The organism is Bacteroides fluxus YIT 12057, from assembly GCF_000195635.1.
GTDB classification, from domain to species: domain Bacteria; phylum Bacteroidota; class Bacteroidia; order Bacteroidales; family Bacteroidaceae; genus Bacteroides; species Bacteroides fluxus.
The window spans coordinates 134,093-156,123 of the sequence record NZ_GL882633.1; the positions used below are offsets into that span (position 1 = coordinate 134,093).

11 protein-coding genes are annotated in these 22,031 nt (G+C 48.2%); 4 read left to right on the plus strand and 7 right to left on the minus strand.

The genetic code is table 11. From position 1 onward, the window contains the following. Positions 1 to 50: 50 nt before the first annotated feature. Entirely contained in the window at positions 51 to 1,523 is a 1,473-nt protein-coding gene (locus HMPREF9446_RS09230) for a complex I subunit 4 family protein (RefSeq protein WP_009125342.1), read from the plus strand. Positions 1,524 to 1,631: 108 nt separating this feature from the next. Further along, on the plus strand, positions 1,632 to 3,071 hold the full coding sequence (locus HMPREF9446_RS09235; protein ID WP_009125343.1) for an NADH-quinone oxidoreductase subunit N: 1,440 nt from the start codon (positions 1,632 to 1,634) through the stop codon (positions 3,069 to 3,071). Positions 3,072 to 3,257: 186 nt separating this feature from the next. Here HMPREF9446_RS09235 and HMPREF9446_RS09240 read toward each other — a convergent pair whose 3' ends face one another. After that, the gene (locus tag HMPREF9446_RS09240) at positions 3,258 to 6,041 is read right to left on the minus strand and encodes a sensor histidine kinase (protein WP_039968891.1); all 2,784 of its coding nucleotides are present in this window, start codon (positions 6,039 to 6,041) and stop codon (positions 3,258 to 3,260) included. A gap of 215 nt (positions 6,042 to 6,256) precedes the next feature. Here HMPREF9446_RS09240 and HMPREF9446_RS09245 point away from each other — a divergent pair, with 215 nt between their 5' ends. Both HMPREF9446_RS09245 and HMPREF9446_RS09250 read left to right on the plus strand, forming a co-directional pair. Continuing rightward, positions 6,257 to 8,962 carry a TonB-dependent receptor gene (locus tag HMPREF9446_RS09245; RefSeq protein ID WP_009125347.1) on the plus strand — a complete coding sequence of 902 codons (2,706 nt, stop codon included), beginning with the start codon at positions 6,257 to 6,259 and terminating at the stop codon, positions 8,960 to 8,962. Between the two features lie 92 nt (positions 8,963 to 9,054). After that, positions 9,055 to 10,221 (plus strand): hypothetical protein, encoded by a 1,167-nt coding sequence (locus HMPREF9446_RS09250; RefSeq protein WP_009125348.1) that lies wholly within the window; start codon positions 9,055 to 9,057, stop codon positions 10,219 to 10,221. A gap of 198 nt (positions 10,222 to 10,419) precedes the next feature. Here HMPREF9446_RS09250 and HMPREF9446_RS09255 read toward each other — a convergent pair whose 3' ends face one another. From HMPREF9446_RS09255 to HMPREF9446_RS09280, 6 genes are all read right to left on the minus strand, one after another. Next, positions 10,420 to 11,673, minus strand: coding sequence for a mechanosensitive ion channel family protein (locus HMPREF9446_RS09255; RefSeq protein WP_039968928.1), 1,254 nt, complete (start codon positions 11,671 to 11,673; stop codon positions 10,420 to 10,422). Between the two features lie 19 nt (positions 11,674 to 11,692). After that, positions 11,693 to 12,700, minus strand: coding sequence for a DUF4435 domain-containing protein (locus HMPREF9446_RS09260; RefSeq protein ID WP_009125350.1), 1,008 nt, complete (start codon positions 12,698 to 12,700; stop codon positions 11,693 to 11,695). Positions 12,701 to 12,710: 10 nt separating this feature from the next. Then, entirely contained in the window at positions 12,711 to 13,556 is an 846-nt protein-coding gene (locus HMPREF9446_RS09265) for an AAA family ATPase (RefSeq protein WP_009125351.1), read from the minus strand. Positions 13,557 to 13,578: 22 nt separating this feature from the next. After that, positions 13,579 to 14,676 (minus strand): methylmalonyl Co-A mutase-associated GTPase MeaB, encoded by a 1,098-nt coding sequence (gene meaB / locus HMPREF9446_RS09270; protein WP_009125352.1) that lies wholly within the window; start codon positions 14,674 to 14,676, stop codon positions 13,579 to 13,581. A gap of 26 nt (positions 14,677 to 14,702) precedes the next feature. Next, complete coding sequence (locus HMPREF9446_RS09275) at positions 14,703 to 15,776, minus strand: DUF1573 domain-containing protein (RefSeq protein WP_009125353.1); 1,074 nt, start codon at positions 15,774 to 15,776, stop codon at positions 14,703 to 14,705. Positions 15,777 to 16,061: 285 nt separating this feature from the next. Continuing rightward, positions 16,062 to 21,971: an alpha-2-macroglobulin family protein gene (locus HMPREF9446_RS09280; protein ID WP_009125354.1), complete on the minus strand. Its 5,910-nt coding sequence runs from the start codon at positions 21,969 to 21,971 to the stop codon at positions 16,062 to 16,064. Between the last annotated feature and the right edge of the window lie 60 nt (positions 21,972 to 22,031).

A 22,031-nucleotide genomic window follows, 5' to 3' on the forward strand; every position in this document is an offset into this window, starting at 1 on the left:
CCGAGATCTTTCAATCATAAATTGTAAATCGTTAAATCGTAAATATAAAGATGAACTTTTTATCATTATTTGTACTCATCCCCTTGCTGATGTTGCTGGGTCTCTGGCTCAGCCGCAACATCGCACAAATACGCGCGGTGATGGTAACCGGTGCATCGGCTTTGCTGGTTCTTTCGATAGCATTGACCGTGATGTACCTCAATGCCCGTCAGGCCGGCGCTACGGATGAAATGCTGTTCCGTGCCGATATTCCCTGGTATCCTGCCCTCAACATTCACTACTCCGTAGGTGTGGACGGTATCTCGGTAGCCATGCTGTTGCTTTCGGCCATCATAGTCTTTACCGGTACCTTCGCTTCCTGGCGCCTGCAACCGCTGACTAAAGAATATTTCCTCTGGTTCACCTTCCTTTCCATCGGTGTATTCGGCTTCTTTATCTCAACAGACCTGTTCACCATGTTCATGTTCTATGAAGTGGCCCTTATCCCGATGTACCTGCTAATCGGTGTATGGGGTTCGGGACGCAAGGAATATTCCGCCATGAAACTGACTTTAATGCTGATGGGTGGTTCTGCCTTCCTGCTGATCGGTATCTTAGGCATCTACTATGGTTCCGGCGCCACTACCATGAACCTGCTGGAAATAGCCCAGTTGCACAATATACCTGTCGAACAACAACGCATCTGGTTCCCGCTGACCTTCCTTGGTTTCGGCGTATTGGGTGCCCTGTTCCCGTTTCATACATGGAGTCCCGACGGTCACGCCTCCGCGCCTACTGCCGTATCCATGCTCCATGCCGGTGTATTGATGAAATTAGGAGGTTACGGATGCTTCCGCATCGCCATGTACCTGATGCCCGAAGCCGCACAGGAATTGGGTTGGATATTCCTGGTCCTTACCGGTATATCCGTTGTCTACGGCGCATTCTCCGCTTGTGTACAAACGGACTTGAAATACATCAACGCCTACTCTTCCGTCTCCCATTGCGGCTTGGTGCTTTTCGCCATTCTGATGATGAACCAGACAGCCTGTACAGGTGCCGTATTGCAGATGCTCTCACACGGACTGATGACAGCCCTGTTCTTCGCCCTTATCGGTATGATTTACGGACGTACCCACACACGTGACGTCCGTGAACTCAGCGGACTGATGAAGGTCATGCCTTTCCTGGCAGTCTGTTATGTGATTGCCGGTCTTGCCAACTTAGGCTTGCCGGGACTCAGCGGCTTCGTTGCCGAGATGACCATCTTCACAGGGTCTTTCCAGCACCCCGACACATTCCACCGTGTCTGGACGGTCATCGCCTGTACATCCATTGTGATTACGGCAGTCTATATCTTAAGACTGGTAGGCAAGATCCTGTACGGTACTTGTACCAACAAGCATCACCTCGCTTTGACCGATGCCACTTGGGACGAACGTACAGCTGTCATTATCCTTATAGCCTGCGTAGCCGCCCTCGGTATGGCACCGTGGTGGATAAGCGAAATGATTGGAGACAGTGTTTCAAGATTCATGATTTAAGATTTATGATTTGCTGATACATGCGCGTAAATCATAAATCTTAAATTTCAAATCTTCAATCTCAAATCATAAACATAAATCATAAATTATAAATCATAAATTTCTAACATGGATTATTCCCAATTTCTCCTGTTGAAAGAAGAGTTGTCGCTGGTACTGGTCATCGTCATCCTCTTCATAGCCGACCTCTTCATGAGTCCGGATGCACACAAGAACAGCGGCAAGCCGATGCTGAATACCATGCTCCCCGTTGTTCTGCTCGCCATACATACGCTTATCACGATTGTGCCCGGACCTGTGGCCGATGCTTTTGGCGGCATGTATCACAACCAGCCGATACAAAGTATCGTGAAGTCCATCCTGAGTATCGGTACACTGATTGTGTTCCTGATGGCACACGAATGGATGCGCCGTCCCGACACAGCCATCAAGCAAGGTGAGTTTTACGTGCTGACACTTTCTACCCTGCTGGGCATGTATTTCATGATATCGTCCGGACACTTCCTGATGTTCTTCATCGGTCTGGAAACAGCAAGTATTCCTATGGCAGCCTTGGTTGCCTTCGACAAGTACCGTCACCATTCCGCCGAGGCAGGCGCCAAATACATTCTCACCGCGCTTTTCTCAAGCGGGCTGTTACTGTATGGCATCTCCTTGATCTATGGCTCGGTAGGTACTCTCTATTTCGCGGATATCCCGGCCCATCTCGATGGTAATCCTCTACAGATCATGGCATTCGTATTCTTCTTCTCCGGCATGGGATTTAAAATCTCACTGGTACCGTTCCATCTTTGGACGGCCGACGTTTACGAAGGCGCGCCAAGTACGGTTACCGCTTATCTGAGCGTCATCTCCAAAGGTTCTGCCGCTTTCGTGCTGATGGCCATCCTCATCAAAGTATTCGCACCGATGGTTGCACAATGGCAGGAAGTGCTCTACTGGGTTACTATCGCCTCTATCACATTGGCCAACCTTTTCGCACTCCGCCAGCAGAATTTAAAACGACTGATGGCTTTCTCAAGTATCTCCCAAGCCGGATATATCATGTTGGGCATCATCAGCGGAACATCGCAAGGCATGACGTCACTGGTGTACTATGTACTGATATATATGTTTGCCAACCTGGCAGTATTTACCGTCATCACCATCGTGGCGCTCCGTGCACACAAATATACACTGGAAGATTATAACGGGCTGTACGGCACCAATCCGAAGCTGGCTTTCCTGATGACACTGGCGCTGTTCTCCCTGGCCGGCATTCCGCCGTTCGCAGGTTTCTTCTCCAAGTTCTTCATCTTTGCGGCGGCGTTCCGGAGCGGCTTCCACCTGCTGGTGTTTATAGCCCTGCTCAATACAATCATTTCACTTTACTATTACCTGAGAATAGTGAAGGCAATGTACATCAACAAGAGCGATGAGCCTATCGCGGCATTCCGCAGCGACAATTATACCCGCGCCAGCCTGGCTATATGTACACTGGGCATCCTGGCACTGAGTATCGCCAGCGCAGTATATCAGTCCATTGACAAATTCTCATTCGGACTATAACAATCAGCCTTTATAAAAGGAGGTGTGTCAAAACTGATAAAAGAACACAAATTACACAAATTACGCAAAAAAGCGAATCTGATAATCGTTGATTATCAGTAGTCATTAAAAAGCAGGGGTTGCGTAATTTGTGTAATTTGTGTTCTTTTATCAGTTTTGACACACCTCCCTTTGTCATAAAAAAGATTATCCTATCGGCAAGGTAAACCAGAAACAAGAACCCTCACCCACCTTGCTGTCAACTCCGATAGTCCCTCCCAGTTGCTCAATGATACTCTTGCTGATGGAAAGTCCCAAGCCCGTCCCGGGTACAAAAGTATCCAGCTTCACAAAACGATCAAACACTTGCACCTGCTTTTCCGGCTCGATGCCGATGCCTGTATCAGCCACATAGAAGCGCAGACGGTTTTCGTCCAAGGGTTCATACCCCACCCGGATACTGCCGGCAGAAGTAAACTTGACGGCGTTGTTGACAAAGTTGGCAAGAACCTGGTTCAGACGGTTGCGGTCGCTCACTATCTGGCACTCCGGCAAATGAGAGTCGAAAAGGAGCTCGACTCCCGGTTTGACTTTCATGCGCATAGTACGTACAATATCCTCACATAAAAGATTCACATCCAATGCACGTTTGGTAAAGTCGAATGTCCCGGCCTCTATTTTGGACAAGTCAAGGATGTCCGAAATCAACTGTAGCAACAAGTCATTGTTCTCCTCCACAATCGCTATATACTGTTTCCTTTCCTCAACGTTTTCCGTCTCCCCCAACAAGCTGGAAAAACCAACAATGGCATTCAAGGGAGTACGGATCTCATGGCTCATATTGGCAAGAAAAGCAGATTTCAAACGGTCTGCCGCCTCGGCTTTCTCCTTAGCCTCAATCAACATGGCTTCCGTTTCCTTCAATTCCGTGATATCATAATTGACGCCGATCAACTCAATCTGCCCATTTTCCGGCTGATATTGGTTGACCACGACATTGGTACGTATCCAGTTCCACTTATTCTTCTCATCCTCCCGCAAAACACGCAGCTCTCCTCTAAAATCCTTTGCCTCGCCGGTGCACGCTTTTTGAAAGAAGTCCAGCATCCGTGTCCTGTCCTCCGGATGCATCCTTTCATAAACCCCGACGACATCCGTCAAAGGAGCATTCTCGTCTTCACCCATATTCTTATACCACTGCTTGATGGCATATCCCTTCCGGTCCAGCAGATTCAGTTTGGCATAACCCACTTTGGCATAGTCCGATATAAGCAAGAAGAAATTCTCAAAATCACAAATACGGCTCAAGGTGTCAATACGTTCCGTGTTGTCGATATTAATCATCACATAACCGGTGAACACCCCCTTACTGTCGTAAACCTTACTTATCTTGGTATATAGATTGATGACCTCCGTTTTGTCTGTAGGGTAATAGCCCCGGATAGTCTCGAAGGAGTAGTCCAGACGGAAATCCACCTCATCTTTCGTTTTTATCTGTTCTATAAACGCAGCAGAGAAATTGGGATTCGAAAACAGATTGATACCTATTATATCCGCCTTGTCCTTGATCCCGAATATTTCCATGTCCTTATTGTTAACATCCACCAGACACCCTTCTTGATCATATATCTCTACGCCGGCCGGAATATTGGCAAATATACTGCGGAACAATTTCTCACTATGATCCAATGCCTGATGAGCCTGTATAGTGTCTGTTGTATCCAAAAACAGGGCAACGACCTCATTCTTCTGAGGAGAATACATTACCACATGACACATCTTTTCCGTACGCCCGAAACACATATCCAGTTCCTCATGTACATCAGACTGCAGAATATCGGTCAGGAAATCCAGCTTCGGAGTCACATCACTATAAATATCGGAAGCCTTTCTATGAATATAATCAGACACGGAGATACCGAACAACTCCGCAAAGACTTCATTGATATCCGTCAAGGTGTAATCAACAGGCTTTCCGTCCTTATCACATATAACGGACATACGGACATATCCCAAAGGCATGTAGCGGAACAAATCGTTACGGAAACTACAGTCGCGGGCCACATGGTCCTTCACCCTCCGCAACTCGATACAGATACTGATGATATTAGCCAGAGAGCTGAACCATTGATAGTCCTCGTTAGACCAGCTGATTTGCCGTTCCAGCAAATCAACCCCCATATATCCCCATACCTGCTCGTTCGCAACCAAAGGAAGCGCCATCAGTGACGTTACATTTTGCTTCACCAACAGGGCACATTCACTCTCGGCCGCTTCCGGCAACTGCCTGTACGACTCCAGGATGATGGGCTTCTGTGACCGTATCTGTGAAGTCCACCAGGGAAGACGCTCTGTCGGAATATCCCGCATCGTGTCCATGATCGGGACTGCCCCCTCGGAAACCACTTCATAAATACAACTCTGGCTCCGGAATTCTTCTGTATATTTAAAGATATAGACACGTCCCCCCTTGAAATATTCAAGGATATCATTCAATATCTCATAAATGCCGGGATCTACCTCATCGTCCTTCAAGAAATGGAACAATGACTGGGATATGGAATTCTGCCTGTACAGCAGATTGTTGATCCGGTGCATGATCCGGCCCTCTTTCTTGATGTCCGGCCCTTCTTCCAGGCACTGGAGCACTCCAAAAACTTTCAGGCCTCCATCCGGTGTACGTTCCTTGTATCCCATGCGGGAACGCACCCACACCATCTCATCCTTTACGGAAACGGGAAAAACCTGTTCACAAACATCCAGTTCCTCTAAGGCCAAAAACCTGCGGCTGATGTGCACACGATAATCTTCATGTATCCTCTGCTTGAAATCGGCAAAACTTACAGTATCGCTTTCCAACCCCAGAAGCTTACATATATATTCCGAACATAAATATTGCCTGGAAGAAAAGTCGGCTTCCCACCACCCTATCTGGCCAAGCATAGACAAACGGCGAAAACGCTCTTTCTCATCACCATATTCGGTATTCATACATATTCGTTTTATCAATTGTACAAAAATAAGCATAAAACTCCAACAAACAACCCTCAGATATATATTTATCTTTATTTGAAAGCAAAAGATAGAAAAAAGGCAAAAGAGCGTAATGAAATCGTAACGTGTTTGAAAATGAAACGTATAGCCTGCGTATCCTCCCCGTAATATTTTAGCCTCATCTTTGCAGCGGATTAAAGAACGTATAAAAGATGAACATGAAACTGAATTCGGGAAAAATTTTCTTTCTTATTTTACTGTTGGCAATCTCCGCCATGCCTGCCATGGCAGACAACATAAAAGGGGCTGTCACCGACAAACAAACCAAGGAACCGCTGACCGGGGCCACCATACAGATATCCGGAACCTCCAGAGGCGCCGTGGCCGACATAGACGGAAACTACATACTGGAAATACCCAACGGGACCTACACGCTGACCGTGAAATATATCGGTTACAAGGACATCACCCGGAATGCCGTAAAAGTAAACGGTGAAACTCTGCTGGATTTTGAGATGGACAGTGACGCGCAGACCTTGAGCGAAGTGCAAGTCACAGCCAAGAAGAATCTGGAAGGTGAGCGCGCCTTGCAGATGGAACGGCAGAAGGCAACGCTCGCCATCGAGAACTTAGGTTCCAAAGAAATGGGAATCAAGGGCATCGGCAATGTAGAAGAGGGAGTGAAGAAAATCACGGGCATTTCCATCGCCAATGCCGGGCAACTGATTGTACGGGGACTCGGAGACCGTTACAGCGCGACCACCTTGAACGGACTGCCCATCGCCTCGCCGAATCCGGACAACAAACTGATTCCGCTCGACCTCTTCCCGTCCAGCACCGTACAGAACATTACCGTGAGCAAGGTATATGACGCGGGATCCTTCGCCGACTATTCCGGCGCACACATCGACATCAACACCAAGGAAAACGTCACCAGTGATTTCTTCAACCTCAGCTTCAACACAGGCGGCAAGTTCAACACACTGGGCAAGGAATGCTACCGGATGGACAGAGACGGCTCGCTGTTCAACACCCCTTCCATAGACCGTGCGGCACTGGATATGAGCCGCACCGAATTCAACGAGTATGTAAAGACCAAAAACATATTCAACACTTCCTTTGCCGTCAGCAAGAAAACGTCCCTGCCCGAACTGGGCGGAAACATCGGTATCGGCAAGAATTTCGGCATCGGCAACCAGACACTAAGCGTGCTGGCCTCCATCAGTGCCTCAAACGGACATCAAACCATGAACGATGCATTCTACAAGACTCTGGAAGCCAGCGGAAACGCTTTGGACAGTTTCGGCTACGACAGCTATACAGACGAGCTGAAGCTTGCCGCGCTGGGCTATCTGGGCTACACGTTACGCAAACATGACCGCATAGGCTACACCTTCTTCTACGCCCGCAACGCCAGTGATACCTATCAGCGCCGGGAAGGCAAAGACTCCGAAGGCTACGAACTGACCGGCAGCAACAATGCCACCCATATATATACCCTTTGGAACCATCAGCTGAACGGCCAGCACAATTTCGGCGGGCAGGAACAATGGGAACTGACCTGGGGAGCTTCCTACGGCAAGACAAGCAGCGAAGAACCGGACCGACGCCAAGTGATGTACATCAAGAACAGTCAGGGAGGCCTCAGCCTCTTCACCTTGAACCAACAAGAGACCGCACGCTACTTCGGCGAGCTGGACGAGGAAGAATGGAACGCCGGCTTCGGGCTGAAATGGAAATGGAACGAACGGAACTTCATCAAAGCCGGTTTCAACTACAAGGACAAGAACCGTGACTATGCCGGCACGCGATTCTACTACGATGTACGGAAACTGAAGCCCACCATCGACAACATATATGATACGGACGGCTTTCTGAACCAGGAAAACATAGCCAACGGCAGCATCACCGTAGGACGCTATATGTACCCTTACGAGACCTATCAAGCAGGCAACGACATTTATGCCGGCTATCTGCTGACCGATTTCTACCCCACCGAGTCCATATTGGTGAACTTAGGCGTGAGGTATGAAATCAGCAAACAGTGGGTGAAGTATGCCACAGACGGAGGCGAAAAGTATTCCAAACGCCGTAATCTGGACAAGAACGACTTCTTCCCCACCCTGAACCTGAAGTATGCAGTAAACGAGGAAAACAGCCTCCGATTTTCCGTCTCACGTACCGTCACCCGTCCGTCCTTCATCGAAATGGCACCGTTCCTTTACCAGGAATCCTACGGGTCGGCACAGATTCGCGGTAATGCGGAATTGGAGAACGGCTACAACTTTAACTTCGACCTGCGGTATGAGCTCTTCAAGAAAAACGGCGACATGCTCTCCGTCACCGGTTACTTCAAATACCTGGACAAGCCCATCGAGCGTACCCAAATGCTCAACGGAGGCAGCACGATACACTCTTTCAACAACGCCGACAACGGTATGGCAGGCGGCGTGGAGGTAGAAATCCGCAAAGAACTGGTACGCGACCTGCGTCTGGGCGCCAACGTCAGCTACATGTACACCAACGTGAAGCTGCCCGAAAGTGGAGCCTATACCAACAAGGAACGTTCCCTGCAAGGAGCGTCGCCCATCCTCGTGAACGCCGACCTTACCTACTCTCCCCGTTTCGGCGAGATACGCCAGCTGAACCTCGCCCTGCTCTACAACCTGCAAGGCAGCCGCATCCATTCCGTAGGAATATCCGGCCTGGGAGACGTGAAGCAGCAAGCCGTACACACACTGAACTTCAACGCCGGTTACAACTTCAACAAGCATTTCAGCATGAAGTTTCAGGTGAACGACCTGCTGAACCGCGCGGTCGTCTTCAAGCAAGAAGTGCCGAAGACAGGGCAGACCGTCGAAGTGGAACGCTACAAGAAAGGCGCGAACTTTGAAATAGGCGCAAGCTACAACTTCTAAAAAAATAAACAAACAAAACTTTACTCCTCTCCCCCCTTTGGGAAAGGAACCGGAGTGAAGCTATAATCACTAACCAATAAACAAATTGAATTATGAAATCTTTAAACTGGAAATTGTGTTCACTGGCTCTGGCAGCCGGAATGTCTTTCTTCACTTCATGCAGCGACGACAACAACGGAACCGGAGGAGAGAATGGCAACGGAATTGAAAACGGCGCTACACTGAAAGGCACCATCACCTCGGATGTAACCTTGAAAGCCGGCAATTCCTATAAACTGAGCGGCGAGTACATCGTAGAGAACGGTGCAACGCTGATCATCGAAGAGGGTGTAACCATCACTGCCATCGGTGATGACGACATCGTAGATTATATCCTTGTGAAACAAGGCGGTAAAATCAATGCAGTAGGTACGGCAGACAAACCCATCGTCATGACCAGCGACCTGAAAGAGCCGGGTGCATGGGGCGGTATCCATATCTGCGGCAAGGCACAGACCAACGTAGGATCGGGAGTCTCCGAGATTGGTGACGCCGCATACGGCGGCAACGATGATGCCGACAATTCCGGAACATTACGTTATGTCCGCGTCGAATACAGCGGCTACGCATTCAATCCGGAGAAAGAGGCCAACGGCATCACTTTCTACGGGGTGGGTAACGGTACTACAGTTGACCACTGCGAAGCATATAAAGGTTCAGACGACGGTTTCGAGTTCTTCGGCGGTACGGTCAATATCAGCAACATGGTAGTGGTAAGTTGCAGCGACGACTCTTACGACTGGACCGAAGGCTGGAGAGGAACAGGCACCAACCTGGTGGCTTACCAAGAACCGAAGGCCACGCTAGGCTATGACTGCGACTGCCTCATCGAAGCGGACAACTATGAAAACGACTTCACCGCCACGCCTATAGCCCATCCTACCTTGAAAAACCTCATCTTCGTAGGCAACGGTTCCACAGAAAACAAACGGGGAATCCGCCTGCGCCGCGGTACCCAGGTAACCATTGACGGTGCCAAGGTTTGCGGCAAGGGAAATGCGGTTACTCTGGAAAGTGAAGAGACCGAGAATGCCCTGCTGGCAGGTACATCCAAGTTGAAGAACATGACTGTTGACTCCAAGCTGAAGAGTGAAAAGGGTATCTACACCCACGAGGCATTCGTAGCCGCAGGAAATACCGTTGACACCAGTCTGGCATACGATTCTTTCGAAGCCATCAAGGCAGAATGTGACTGGATGAGCGGTAATTGGGTAAAATAAAACTGAGTGGAAAAACTTTATTCAAAGCTTGCGGATATCCGTTCGCAAGCTTTGAATACATGTTCGCAGCCTGTGAATATCCGTTCGCAAGCTGCGAACAGAGTTTTCTCCTAACTCTGCAAGCTTTTAGTCCTACCTCAGAAAGCTTTTCCAGTAGCTTCCTTGAAAGTTCTCTATATGTAACATGAGCATTGAACGTCAAGAGAAAGCCCTTTGGAAATCCCTGCCTGACGGAGACTGGAATACCTGCAAGTCAAATTCCGGAATAATGGCCAGTACGTGGTCGAAGACATCGGCTTGTACCCCTTCATACGGCACCCAGTCTTTAAGGGCACAGAAGAAATAAAGCTCCATAGGAATACCATGGTCGGTGGGCTGCAACTGGCGTACCATGCAGGTAAGTTCCTGGTTCACATCGGGAAGGCTCTTCAGATAAGCCGTGAGGTAGGCACGGAAAACGCCTAAATTCGTCTGGCGACGGCCATTGACAAGAATGGAGTTGTCAATATGGTTCTCGGCATTATATTCCTCAATGACCTGCTCCGTATGTTCCACATACTCCTTCAAAAGACGAATCTTACGGTATTTTGCCAACATTTCCGGAGTGCAGAACTTGACGCTCGTCATATCGATATTGATGGAACGCTTTACACGCCGTCCCCCGCTCTCACGCATGCCGCGCCAGTTCTGGAAAGAATCGCTGACAAGCAGGTAAGGAGGAATCGTTGTGATTGTATGATCCCAATTACGCACTTTAACGGTATTCAAGGTGACTTCGATGACTGTACCGTCCGCGCCATATTTGGGCATCGCAATCCAGTCGCCCACTTTCAGCATATCGTTGGCAGAAAGCTGCACGCCCGATACGAACCCCATAATACTGTCCTTGAATACCAGCATCAGAATGGCCGCCGAAGCTCCCAACCCCGCCAACAAGGAGAGGGGCGACTTGTCGATGAGAATACTGACGACAACAATGGCCCCGACAAACCACAGGATAACCTGCACGGTTTGCAGCATGCCTTTCAACGGACGGTCACGAAGCTGCTCTTTCTCGCTATAGACAACATAGACCGCTTTCAGAAAAGAGTTGATGAAGCTTAGAAATACAATAAGTATATATATCAGACAAACACGCTGGATAAATCCCAAAGTAGATGAGCTTGTCTCTGCAAATGCCACCGGAACAAAAATATAAATAATGACCGGAGCCACCATACGGCTGAGATGCACCATTACCTTGTGGTCGAAAACAATGTCGTCCCAAGTCGCCTTTGTCTTCCTGACAAGATGAGCCACCGCCTTCATCAGGATGTGCCTGCATACCGCATCGGCCACAAAAGCAATGACGAGTACCAAGGCAAAGGCAATAAACTGGTCCAGCACATCCGCCAGAGAGGGAGCCACTCCCAAAGAGATCAAAAGTTCATCTATATTCTTCAGTATATCCATAAAACCGATATTTTTTTCTTCATTCAAGTTTCTCCCGTTCCAGGAATTCCCGGATATCTTCTTTCAACCACTGATAAAGATAAAGGTTTTTATAGCCGCTGTTTTTCTTCAGCATCAACTCCACATTGGCCTGGCTGTTCTCATAACCGGTCAGTTCATTACGGAACTGTTCGTTATGCTCCGCCAACCGTTTGATTTCCTGTTCCCGTTCGCGGCGCAGGACGGTACACACCGGTATGAGTAGCTTCAAGACCACACAATCCATGATATGGTGTCCTTGGATGTAAAGATAAGCGGTATCGGGAGTCAATCCCAGGCGTTGCAGTTCTTCTCCCAAACGGTCGACATGCTCTATGTACTTCGGGAAACGGGTTTCCAGTTCAGAAAGTTTCGCCGATACCGTGCGCTGCATTGCATCCAGGCTGCTATAAGGATGACGGATATTGACTTCCTGCAGACGTACGCAAGCATTAAAATCGTACATGGGGAAAGTATGTGTGTCATGTTGGCGATAAAACCAGACATTCCATAAGAACAACGGGTAAGCTATCTGCGAATAGCGTTTCAAGAATGCCGGAAAGTCCAGTATAAACCGGTCGTTCAGCGTAGCCTGCACACAGACCTCACGCAGGCTGTCCGCAAAACAATGGAAGTTCTCTATGGCGTATCCGTAAGTCTGGAAAATATAAGGATTCCGGTTGATCTTGCGCGACACATTGGTGGCCCCCTGCAACAGGAAATCATAATCACTATCTACACAGGCAATCAGGCTGCGCCCCAGTTCAGCCGTATTCAAGGTGTTCATCAGCACCATCTTCTTTCCTTTTGCCAACGAAGTGGCCGAAGGAAGCATCACTTGAAAATAACGTTCGTCATTTTCAAACTCCGACAGCAATGTCCGCCAGAAAGCTATATCGTCATAACTTTCCACATACGCCACAATACGCCTGCGAGTTTTCTTCGGCGAAAGCTTGCGGGCAGCGTCCAGATAGGCCGAGGTCAAATTATGTCTTAAAGAAGTCGCCATGTTCACCTTGTCACTTTACCGTCTTGCCACTATCGTCTATACCGGTTGAAATATCGCTAACTTCCGTCACGGCATCCAGCCAGCCTTCCATAATGACCGCCGGAGAATGCGTTGTAAGAATCAGCTGTACATTAGGGTTCAGATTGCGTATCATGCCGATAAGCTTCTGCTGCCATTCTATGTGCAACGACGCCTCGGGTTCGTCCATGAAGAGCACGCAATGGTCCCCGTCCCGCACCAGGACAGTCAGCAGGATTACAAGCATCTGCTTCTCACCGGATGAAAGTTTATAAGGAGAAAGGCGTTCACCGTCTTGATAAAAGATGATGTCATTGCTCTTGCGGTCAATCTTCTTGCGGGTATAGCTGAACAGGTCGTCCATCATATCCTGGAATTTCCGTTTGGGTATAGACAGGGCAGGAGCCAAGCCACGCTGTTCTTCATCACCGCCCAGCAAGTCAATCATCTTGTTGCCTACATTGACCTGATAGTCCAGATAACGGCGCTGCAGCAGATAAATCTGCCAGTCCAGTTCCGACTTCACTTCCGGATCGGCCATACGGGCCGTAAAATCCCCCATAATGAGCGGACGGTCATAGCTACGAATGACATCGTACGGTATGAAAGTAGCCTCCGGATTATCAAAAAAGACATGCACCCCGTTCTTTTCATCACTTTTCACTTCTCCGGAAGTCTGTTCCAGATAGTTGACCGAACGGTTCAGGATAGTGGTCTTTCCCACTCCGTTGATTCCGGAAAGAATGTTGACGTCGGGACGCAAATCCCATGCGATATCGTATCGGTGCCACAGTCCGTGTATGACGATACGTTTGATATAGTTGGCCTGTACTTCCATGATTTCTTACGTTTAATGGAGTTTATTTCTTCAGTTCGGAAAAATAGGCATCAAGCAGATTCTTGGCCGCCACGAAAGAAGTCAGATTCCCCTGCAACACCTGTTTTTCCTTGTCCGCCAGCATCGCTTCAATCTTGGGGTTATGATAAAAACTGTCGCGAAGCTGTTCGTTGATGGTCTCATACATCCAATATTTGCTTTGCTCATTACGACGGTATTCAAAATAACCGTTGTCTTTAACAAAATCAATATATTGATATACCATGTCCCAGACTTCCTTCACCCCTAAATTATAAAATCCGGAGTAAGTAAGCACCTGAGGCGTCCAGCCGCTTTCCGGAGCAGGGAAAAGGTGCAGGGCATTGCGGAATTGCGCTGCCGCCAGCTTGGCACGCTCCAGATTATCCCCGTCCGCCTTATTGATAACAATACCGTCCGCCATCTCCATGATGCCGCGTTTGATGCCTTGCAGCTCATCCCCCGTACCAGCCAGCTGGATCAACAGGAAGAAATCCACCATAGAATGCACGGCTGTTTCACTCTGTCCCACCCCGACCGTTTCCACGAATATCTTGTCAAAACCGGCGGCTTCACAAAGTACAATCGTTTCCCGGGTCTTACGGGCTACACCGCCCAATGAACCCGCCGACGGACTGGGACGGATAAATGATTTGGGATGCACGGACAACTGTTCCATACGTGTCTTGTCACCCAAAATGCTACCTTTGCTCCGTTCGCTGCTGGGGTCGATGGCAAGGACCGCCAATTTTCCGGCATATTTTTCAAGGATGTGCAGCCCGAATACATCGATAGAAGTACTCTTACCGGCACCGGGCACACCGCTGATGCCTATACGGACAGAATTTCCCGAATAAGGCAAACACTTCTCTATCACCTCCTGCGCTATCGCCTGATGTTCCTGTTTCACGCTTTCCACCAATGTTACGGCCTGGCTCAGTATCGTAACATCGCCCTTCACAATACCTTCCACATATTCTGCAACGGAAAGTTGACGTTTCTTTGGTTTCCGCTTCAAATAAGGATTGACAGATGACGGTTGCTCAACACCTGCATTGACAACCAAGCCCTTGTATGCTTCACTATTCTCGGGATGTTCCATGATAAGATTTCTGATTGATGGATTTCTTATTGTTTCGCCTTAATATTGATTTCTACCTTCGGTTGCATCGGATCGTTCGTTATCATCAGCAGACGCAAATGACGGCGTTTCTTACCGATATTCCTTTTCACCACCGTCACACGCAGGCGGGTGCTTTCACCCGGTTGCAACAGACTCTTCTTCAGACTGACACCTACCGCCGGATGGAATACCTGCAGTTTGCTTATCTGTAACGGCGCACGCCCGGTATTGGTTAAAATGATATCCTGGCGGGCCTTTGACTTCTTGGCCAAAACAGGACTCATGTCAATATCCTTGGCAGAAAGGCTGATTGCCGGCGCATTTGCCTTTTCCGTATCAGTCATGCCGGAGAAGTCCGGTAAAAGGATAGCGGAAACCGGGATCTCATTTTCATCTCCTACCTTGTCACCGGCAAAACGTGCCAGATAGACAGAAGTTTGCGTCAGTCCAAGGTCAGCCAGTTTCTCAGAATCCAACGTCAAGGTAATCATGCCTTTTTCTCCTTTCTGCAATACATGGGGCTTCGCTTCCATCCGGAGATAAGGGGGCAAATGCATCAAGACAGGTTCGTACGGGCGTTCGGAGAGATTTACTACCCCCATGTGAAGCACCGGTTTCTCCCCATGCTGCACATCGGGAAAGTCAAGACTGTTCCTGTCAATACGGATCTGCCCGATGAGGTACGGATGGGTCTTGGTAAAATCCTTGATTTCCCGCACAACCTCTCCATTGAATTTCAGATACACCAAATGGGGCTGCGCATTGGTATATATCGCAACGGATTTCTGGAAATGCCCCAAAGCCTCTGCATCGAACGTCACACTGACAGTGCCTTTAGCCCCCGGAGCAATGGGAGTCTTGGTCCATTGAGCCACAGAACAGGCACAATCCGGATCTACCTCAGTGAGCACCAAAGGCTGGTCACCCGTATTCGTAACGGTATATTGCGCCGTCACCGGATGCTTCCATTCTATCTGACCGAAACTATGCATTTCGGTATTGGAGGTAAAACGGGGCTGAGCCACGGCTGTACCCACTAACGCGGTTATTGAAAATAATGTTATAAGTATTCGCTTCATCTATCTTATTATCAAAGTTTTTTCTTAATACCACGACTTACAAGCATATCTCGTTAGAAGCACATGCCCTCAAACTTTTTGAACAAGTCTTTTATTTCTTCAGTCTTCATCATTTCTATTTTTAGGCAGTGAGGAGCTTCTTTCCTTTATACGCTGTCTTTAATTAGCTGCACAAAAATAGGAGTTTTCGTTGAGAGTACCTAAAATAAATAGTGATAAGTGATTTGCTTATTCCTATCAAATCACTTATCACTAAACACTGATCACTATTTTAAAGTTTCCCTGTTATTTTATAACTACAGTTCCACCAGTTGAGTGTGAAGCATATTCCGGAGCATAGGCACACTGGATGGTAGCCAGGCCGGTTTCGTAGGTTCCACCACGCGCTATGCGGTAACTATGTTCCAGCACATAGACCCCCTTACCCAAATGATCGAAGAAAAAGTTGGTGGCAGCATCTTCTACTTCCACATAATAGCCGAAACCATTATTCCATCGATAACCGGAAAGTGCTCCTACCGGTTCGAAACAAGCACCACGCTGGTCTTTCAATTGGATGAAGTCCATAGCCCGGTCCAAGCTGATGGTCAGGCGTGAAACAACTTTATCACCAACGGATAATTGAGCAACATCAGTAATTGGTCGCAAGGACTTCTTGCCATCGGCTGCAATATGTTCTACATATAACTCTTTTTTAACATTCAATTCGCCCCCCTGTTGTTTCACATCAGATATCGGGGAAAGATACTGAGCGTAAACAGCTCCCCAGGCAATGCCCGCATCCCGTTTCTCAACAGTAACGGAGTTGGCTTCCAACTCGGGGCTGCCTTGCGTAAAGGTCTCCTTTACGTATCCCAATCCGGGAACAGTGGTTTTTGCCGGAGAAAACGTCTCCAGAACTTTACCGCCCAAAACAATACGTACATCTCCACCGTTCTCCAACAAGTTGCCGCCCTGGCAAAGCAAAGCATAAACGGCATCAGCGGTAGCCACCGGAGAATTCCAGCCGACAGTCTGCTTTTGTTTCAACAGCCAAAGTTTCATCTCTTCTACCAAAGCTTCATTACCACCTGCCATAAGCAGGGCTTCCATCACTTCTACATGAGCAGGTATGGGCAACATTCCCCAAGCATACGGATTGGCATGGAAAGCAAAATAAGCTCCCATTTCATCCGTCCGCACCAAGTGTTCCTTGATGGACGCCAAGAACTCGTTCGCTTGGCCGGTACGTCCGGCTTTCAACAAGATGACAGCAGACTGTGCCTTGCGTACCATTGTTCCGTTTTCAAGATTACGATTCACCATAGAAAGGAAGTAGCGGTAAGCAGCTTCGTTTGCAGCAGGTACCTTTTCGTTACCGAGGGCTACCAGATAAAGGTAATTCATGGTAGCATCGGAAATAGTAGTGATCTTAGCACCGTTCTTTTCCGCCTTACGAATCATACGGTATTCCTCCAAAGCCTGCTTATGCAGAAAAGCAAAAGCTTTCTGTTTCATTTCAACTACTTCTGAAGGAAGTGGTTCTTTCGTCATTAAAGGAAGACGTACTAATAATCCGGTGACATAACCGGTGATATATTGACTGCCGGACATGCCTTTGTACCAACTCCATCCACCATCTTCACCCTGCAATTCTTTCAACTTGGTGAAGGCTGAGAGATTACGGCCATTCATTTGGTTAACATCAAATAAAGTGGCGATACGTGCCTGTTGTTCCGCCTCGGTAGTAGCTTCAAGCAGCCAAGGTGATTCGGCGAGCAAGATATTCTTCACGTCCTGGTTCTTCTCCAACCGGCTGAGGAAAGTATTTTTAGTTCCACCTGCCAGTTTCCAACGATCGAACACTGCCTTGATACGCGGCTGGCTGTTGGCTATAAATCCGGCCAGACTATTGGCATAATAAGCAGTAGCCCAGGATATAGCATTCTCTGTGGATGGCAAGCTCAGCACCGGTAAAGCTTGCACGGCATACCAGGCAGGATTTCCGGTAAACTCTACCGTCAAACGACGTTCGGTCGCCGTACGGGCATTATGATTGAACAGGCTATCCAATGAGAATGTACGTGTTTCTTCTCCACGAACAGGCATCGCAAGCGTTTCTGTTATATACTCTTTATTGCTCAATACAGGCAACAGATGTTGTTCGCCATCACTGAACGCCCCACCATCGGCAACCATACGAACCCCTAGTAAATCATAACGGCCTGTCACCTCAAAATGGAAGTCAACAGCAGATGTTTTTCCCTCTTCCACCGAGAATTTCCGGCGTTGGGTAGCAACAACCTTTTCCGTCATCGGGTCGAAAAGAGTAAATGTCACTGTTCCCTTTACCGCCTTACCGGTCAGATTGGCTACAGAAGCGGCTATCTGTGTCTTGTCGCCTACACGGACAAAACGAGGCATATTCGGCGTAAGCATAAACTCCTTGGCGGTAACGGCAGACGCATCGAGCATTCCCGTCATCATATTCTTGGTATGTGAGTATCCCCGGAAGTTCCAACGGGTCAAGCTTTGCGGCATCACAAAGGAGAAAGCGATTTCTCCCTGTTCATTGGTACGGAGCTGCGGATAGAAGAAAGCCGTTTCTGCAAAATTGGTGCGAAGATCTACCGCAGGTTGCAAAGTCTGTGCACCCACAGGGATGAATTCTTCTTCAAAAACAACATCACTGACTCCGATATCCTCAGCCGTTGCAAGCCGCTCCCCGGATTCGGCAGCAGGAACAAATTTCATCTCCACTTTCGCCGCAGCACTATTCAGGCTATGCGCATTCAATCTTCCGGTCGCAGACTTTGTCCGCACATTTCCATACCCTACTACTACAGTCTCCTCCAAAGAAGCGTTATCTTCAACCATCACTATCCGCAACACATCATCCATGTAAGGAGAACAGAAATGGTCAAACTGCCAAGCAGGTACTTTCCAAGCCTTCAACGGAAAATAGACTGAGAAAAAATTGGTGTCGTAATGGCTTGCATTACGGAAAGCCCCATATAAATAACTCGGATAAAAGACCTTCAGCAACTGGTCGCGACTATAGATTTTATCCAAAGAAGCGTCATACATAGTTGCCAACATCTCGGCAGTGGCAGGCAAGCCCTGGGGCGTCTTTATGACAAGCTTCCACTCCTCTTTCTGTCCGGGACGCAAACGGTCACGGAATACCTCCCACTTCATGTCAAGGGTGCGCTCGGGCTGCCGCTTCTTCAGATACACCTGATGGCTGTACATTTCCCCGCCTTTCACAAAATTGAAAAGAACAGTGATTCCTTCTCCATACATCTCCTTATAAGGAAATTCCATGCGGACAATTGTATCGTTCAAGTGCAAGACACGGCTCTCAATACGTTTTCTGTCACAAAATACATCCATAAGCACATACGCTTCCTGATAAGAGGTACCCAGCAGGAAAGCGGCAGGATGACGGGCATCAAACTCTTCGTTCTCCTTATAATAGAACAGCTCCGTAAATGCAGCCGGACGTACATCATTTTTTGAGAACAGCATGAAACGGTCACCGCCATATTCCCCATTATCCTCTTCGTGCCCTAAACTGTCACGAACGGAAAGTTCCAGGCTATAGCTTCCCGAAGGCAGCTTGCTCCAAACCGGGAAATCCTGACGTTGATTCGCGATAAAATCTCCCGTCAGAACAGCCTGTTCCGCTTTTTTGCCTGCTTTTACATTTCTGAATCCAGATCTGTTTTCAGCCGGATAAATACGGTAAGAACCTTTTATATCCTGGGGAACGCCCATTATATTATTTACCCCCCACACAAAGGACAGGCTGTCTTCCTTGCAAATATATTGAGGCAGACGTACATCCAATGAATAGGCTTTAGGCCCTGCCAACAAATTATAAGAAGCAGTCTGTGTTTCACCGGCCTCATCCGTCACCACAGCTTCCACATGATAAGTATAGACATTGCCCAACCGGCCTGCATTCTCTCCGGCGGGTGCATCCAAAGTCAGCGGAATGGCAAAATCACCGTCGGCATCCAGCTGCAAGGTATCTGCCAGCAACGGTTTGTCAGCATCCCCCCAATAACCCATTCTCGGACTCCGGCGAGTCACGGTATAAGCCAACGGCACCTCTTGCACTGTCATACCGTTAAATGCCTTGACGTTTCCTTTCAACATTACTTTATCGCCCAGCCGGTAAGCCTCCGCAACCGGGGTAAAGTTTATTTCAAAAGTAGGACGTTTATACTCTTCCACCCTGAAAGACACGGTAGATTGAGGGTCTCCGGTCTGTATGCTGAACATTCCGTTCAGACAAGCGGACGGAAGTACAAACTCAGTACTAAAAGAGCCGAAATCATTGGTTCTCACCTTTTGGGAAGCAAGTTTCTTACGATTTACATCCCAAAGGACCAGTTCATAGTCAACCCCTTCCAGCACACAGGCACTATCCTTATTTTGCTTATAGGCAATTCCTTTTACATAAACAGTCTGGCCGGGACGATAAAGCGAACGGTCCGTCAATAGAGCCACTTGCTTCCAGCCGGTATCCATATTATCGTTGTAGGGGCGATTCATATAAACAGTCTGCGGCATCATCGCTGTATCATCTCCCTTGCGAGCCACATAGCTGCGGATTCCATCCTTCCAAGTCAAGACAGCCTTTCCACCGGCATCAGTCACCACCTTTTCCACCAACTTCCGGCCCTGTTCATTATAGGAGGAATAGAAACTGACCTGTGCGTCGGCAACCGGCTGTCCGTCATGGGCATCCAATGCGGTTACTTCCATACGTCCGTCTCCCAGATTCAGTGTCAGTACCTTGAAACGGGTAGATACCAAAAACTTGTCTTCCGTACGGACCGTGCCTCCGTCAGACACAACCTGAAGAATATAGACTCCCGTTTCTTGGGGCATTTTAAATTTAAAGACCGTATCTGTAGAAAGATAGGGCACGTCCTCCGGCAATTTCCCCCTGCCGGGCAACGGCTTCAAGTCAAAATGACTGGAAGACAGCTTCTTCCGGGCATATTTTTTATAGGTGTCCTTGTTGATGCCATGATCCATCCAGGGCACTTCACTCAAATTAGTGGCATACAGGTTCAGAGTAAACCCGGACAGATTGCCGAAGTGTACATTCAGATTGACCGAGTCACCGGGATATCCGCCTCCACGGGTAGTCACGACGAGTTCGGGCTGCAAAATCTGTTCACGTATATTCTTCAGTTCATTGACACGTCTATAGGAAGGATAACGTTTCAATCCCTCATCGCATACCTTCAATGCCTCGGCAATGCTACGTCCCTCTATTCCTGTACGTAAATAAGAAGCTTTCTTTATATAAGCTTCCGCACAAACATCACGCTCACCAAACTCATCAATCAAATTGTCCAATGCCCGGAGATACTCTTTATTTATCAAGTCTCTCCTCATTCTTAAAGTCTGATAAGGTTCACTGCCGAGACCACCGGAAATCTTCCAGTCCCAAAAGTCCAAAGAACAGAGCAAAACAGCGTCTTCCGAACCTGCCCGATGCCGGTAAGCATTGATCATGTTCCCGTAGATACTGTTTATACGATTATGTATCAGAGAATCCACGTCAAAATTCGCCAAAAGCCCATAAGTCGATACGGCACGGCTTGCCAGCAGATGATACAGATCGTGCCGATAAAAACGGCTCCCTTCTTCCAACACCACAAAAGGTATATACTTTTCAGAAGAGATTTCAAGCAAACGAACCGAGTCCTGCAAAGAGGCACGGGCATGTTCGTCAATCCTATCTACAAACTGGCCGATACTCCACTCCCGAATATCTCCGGGAGCCTCATCAACATCCAGTAAGGTACGTGAAGACAAAGCGCGCCGGTTAGCCTGCATCAAATCGGCATACTCACGTGCCAGTAAAGAGTGCAGAATAGCCTTGTTCACAGGATCCTTCTCTGCCAAAACCCAACGTTCCATATTTGCCAGATTGGAATAGAGACTGTCCGGAGCCAACTTTTGCTGATAAGTTTCCCGGCACAGATAAGCCTTCAACATTTGAGGAGCATTCTGTTCCCTTTCACCTTTCCGATAAATTTCATCGGCCAGCTTTATCACCGTCTGTGGCAAGCTTTTTTTCTGAGCCTGCTCTACCTGTTTCCATAATCTGTCATACGTTTGCGCATGCAATACCGGCAGTCCAAAAACAACCAGCAGCAACAGCATACCACAAAATCTTCGAACTTTCTTCATAATTATTCGCTTGTTAGTCTTTGTATTAATAACCCGTTGGCGGAATTAATTTAAGTTGAT

Excerpts from the sequence above, each read along its gene's own strand:
- HMPREF9446_RS09265 (WP_009125351.1), bottom strand. The coding sequence starts at position 13,556 with ATGGAAGTACAGGCCAACTATATCAAACGTATCGTCATACACGGACTG.
- HMPREF9446_RS09275 (WP_009125353.1), bottom strand. The coding sequence starts at position 15,776 with ATGAAGCGAATACTTATAACATTATTTTCAATAACCGCGTTAGTGGGT.
- HMPREF9446_RS09235 (WP_009125343.1), top strand. The coding sequence starts at position 1,632 with ATGGATTATTCCCAATTTCTCCTGTTGAAAGAAGAGTTGTCGCTGGTA.
- HMPREF9446_RS09240 (WP_039968891.1), bottom strand. The coding sequence starts at position 6,041 with ATGAATACCGAATATGGTGATGAGAAAGAGCGTTTTCGCCGTTTGTCT.
- HMPREF9446_RS09255 (WP_039968928.1), bottom strand. The coding sequence starts at position 11,673 with ATGGATATACTGAAGAATATAGATGAACTTTTGATCTCTTTGGGAGTG.
- HMPREF9446_RS09250 (WP_009125348.1), top strand. The coding sequence starts at position 9,055 with ATGAAATCTTTAAACTGGAAATTGTGTTCACTGGCTCTGGCAGCCGGA.
- meaB (WP_009125352.1), bottom strand. The coding sequence starts at position 14,676 with ATGGAACATCCCGAGAATAGTGAAGCATACAAGGGCTTGGTTGTCAAT.
- HMPREF9446_RS09280 (WP_009125354.1), bottom strand. The coding sequence starts at position 21,971 with ATGAAGAAAGTTCGAAGATTTTGTGGTATGCTGTTGCTGCTGGTTGTT.
- HMPREF9446_RS09230 (WP_009125342.1), top strand. The coding sequence starts at position 51 with ATGAACTTTTTATCATTATTTGTACTCATCCCCTTGCTGATGTTGCTG.
- HMPREF9446_RS09260 (WP_009125350.1), bottom strand. The coding sequence starts at position 12,700 with ATGGCGACTTCTTTAAGACATAATTTGACCTCGGCCTATCTGGACGCT.
- HMPREF9446_RS09245 (WP_009125347.1), top strand. The coding sequence starts at position 6,257 with ATGAACATGAAACTGAATTCGGGAAAAATTTTCTTTCTTATTTTACTG.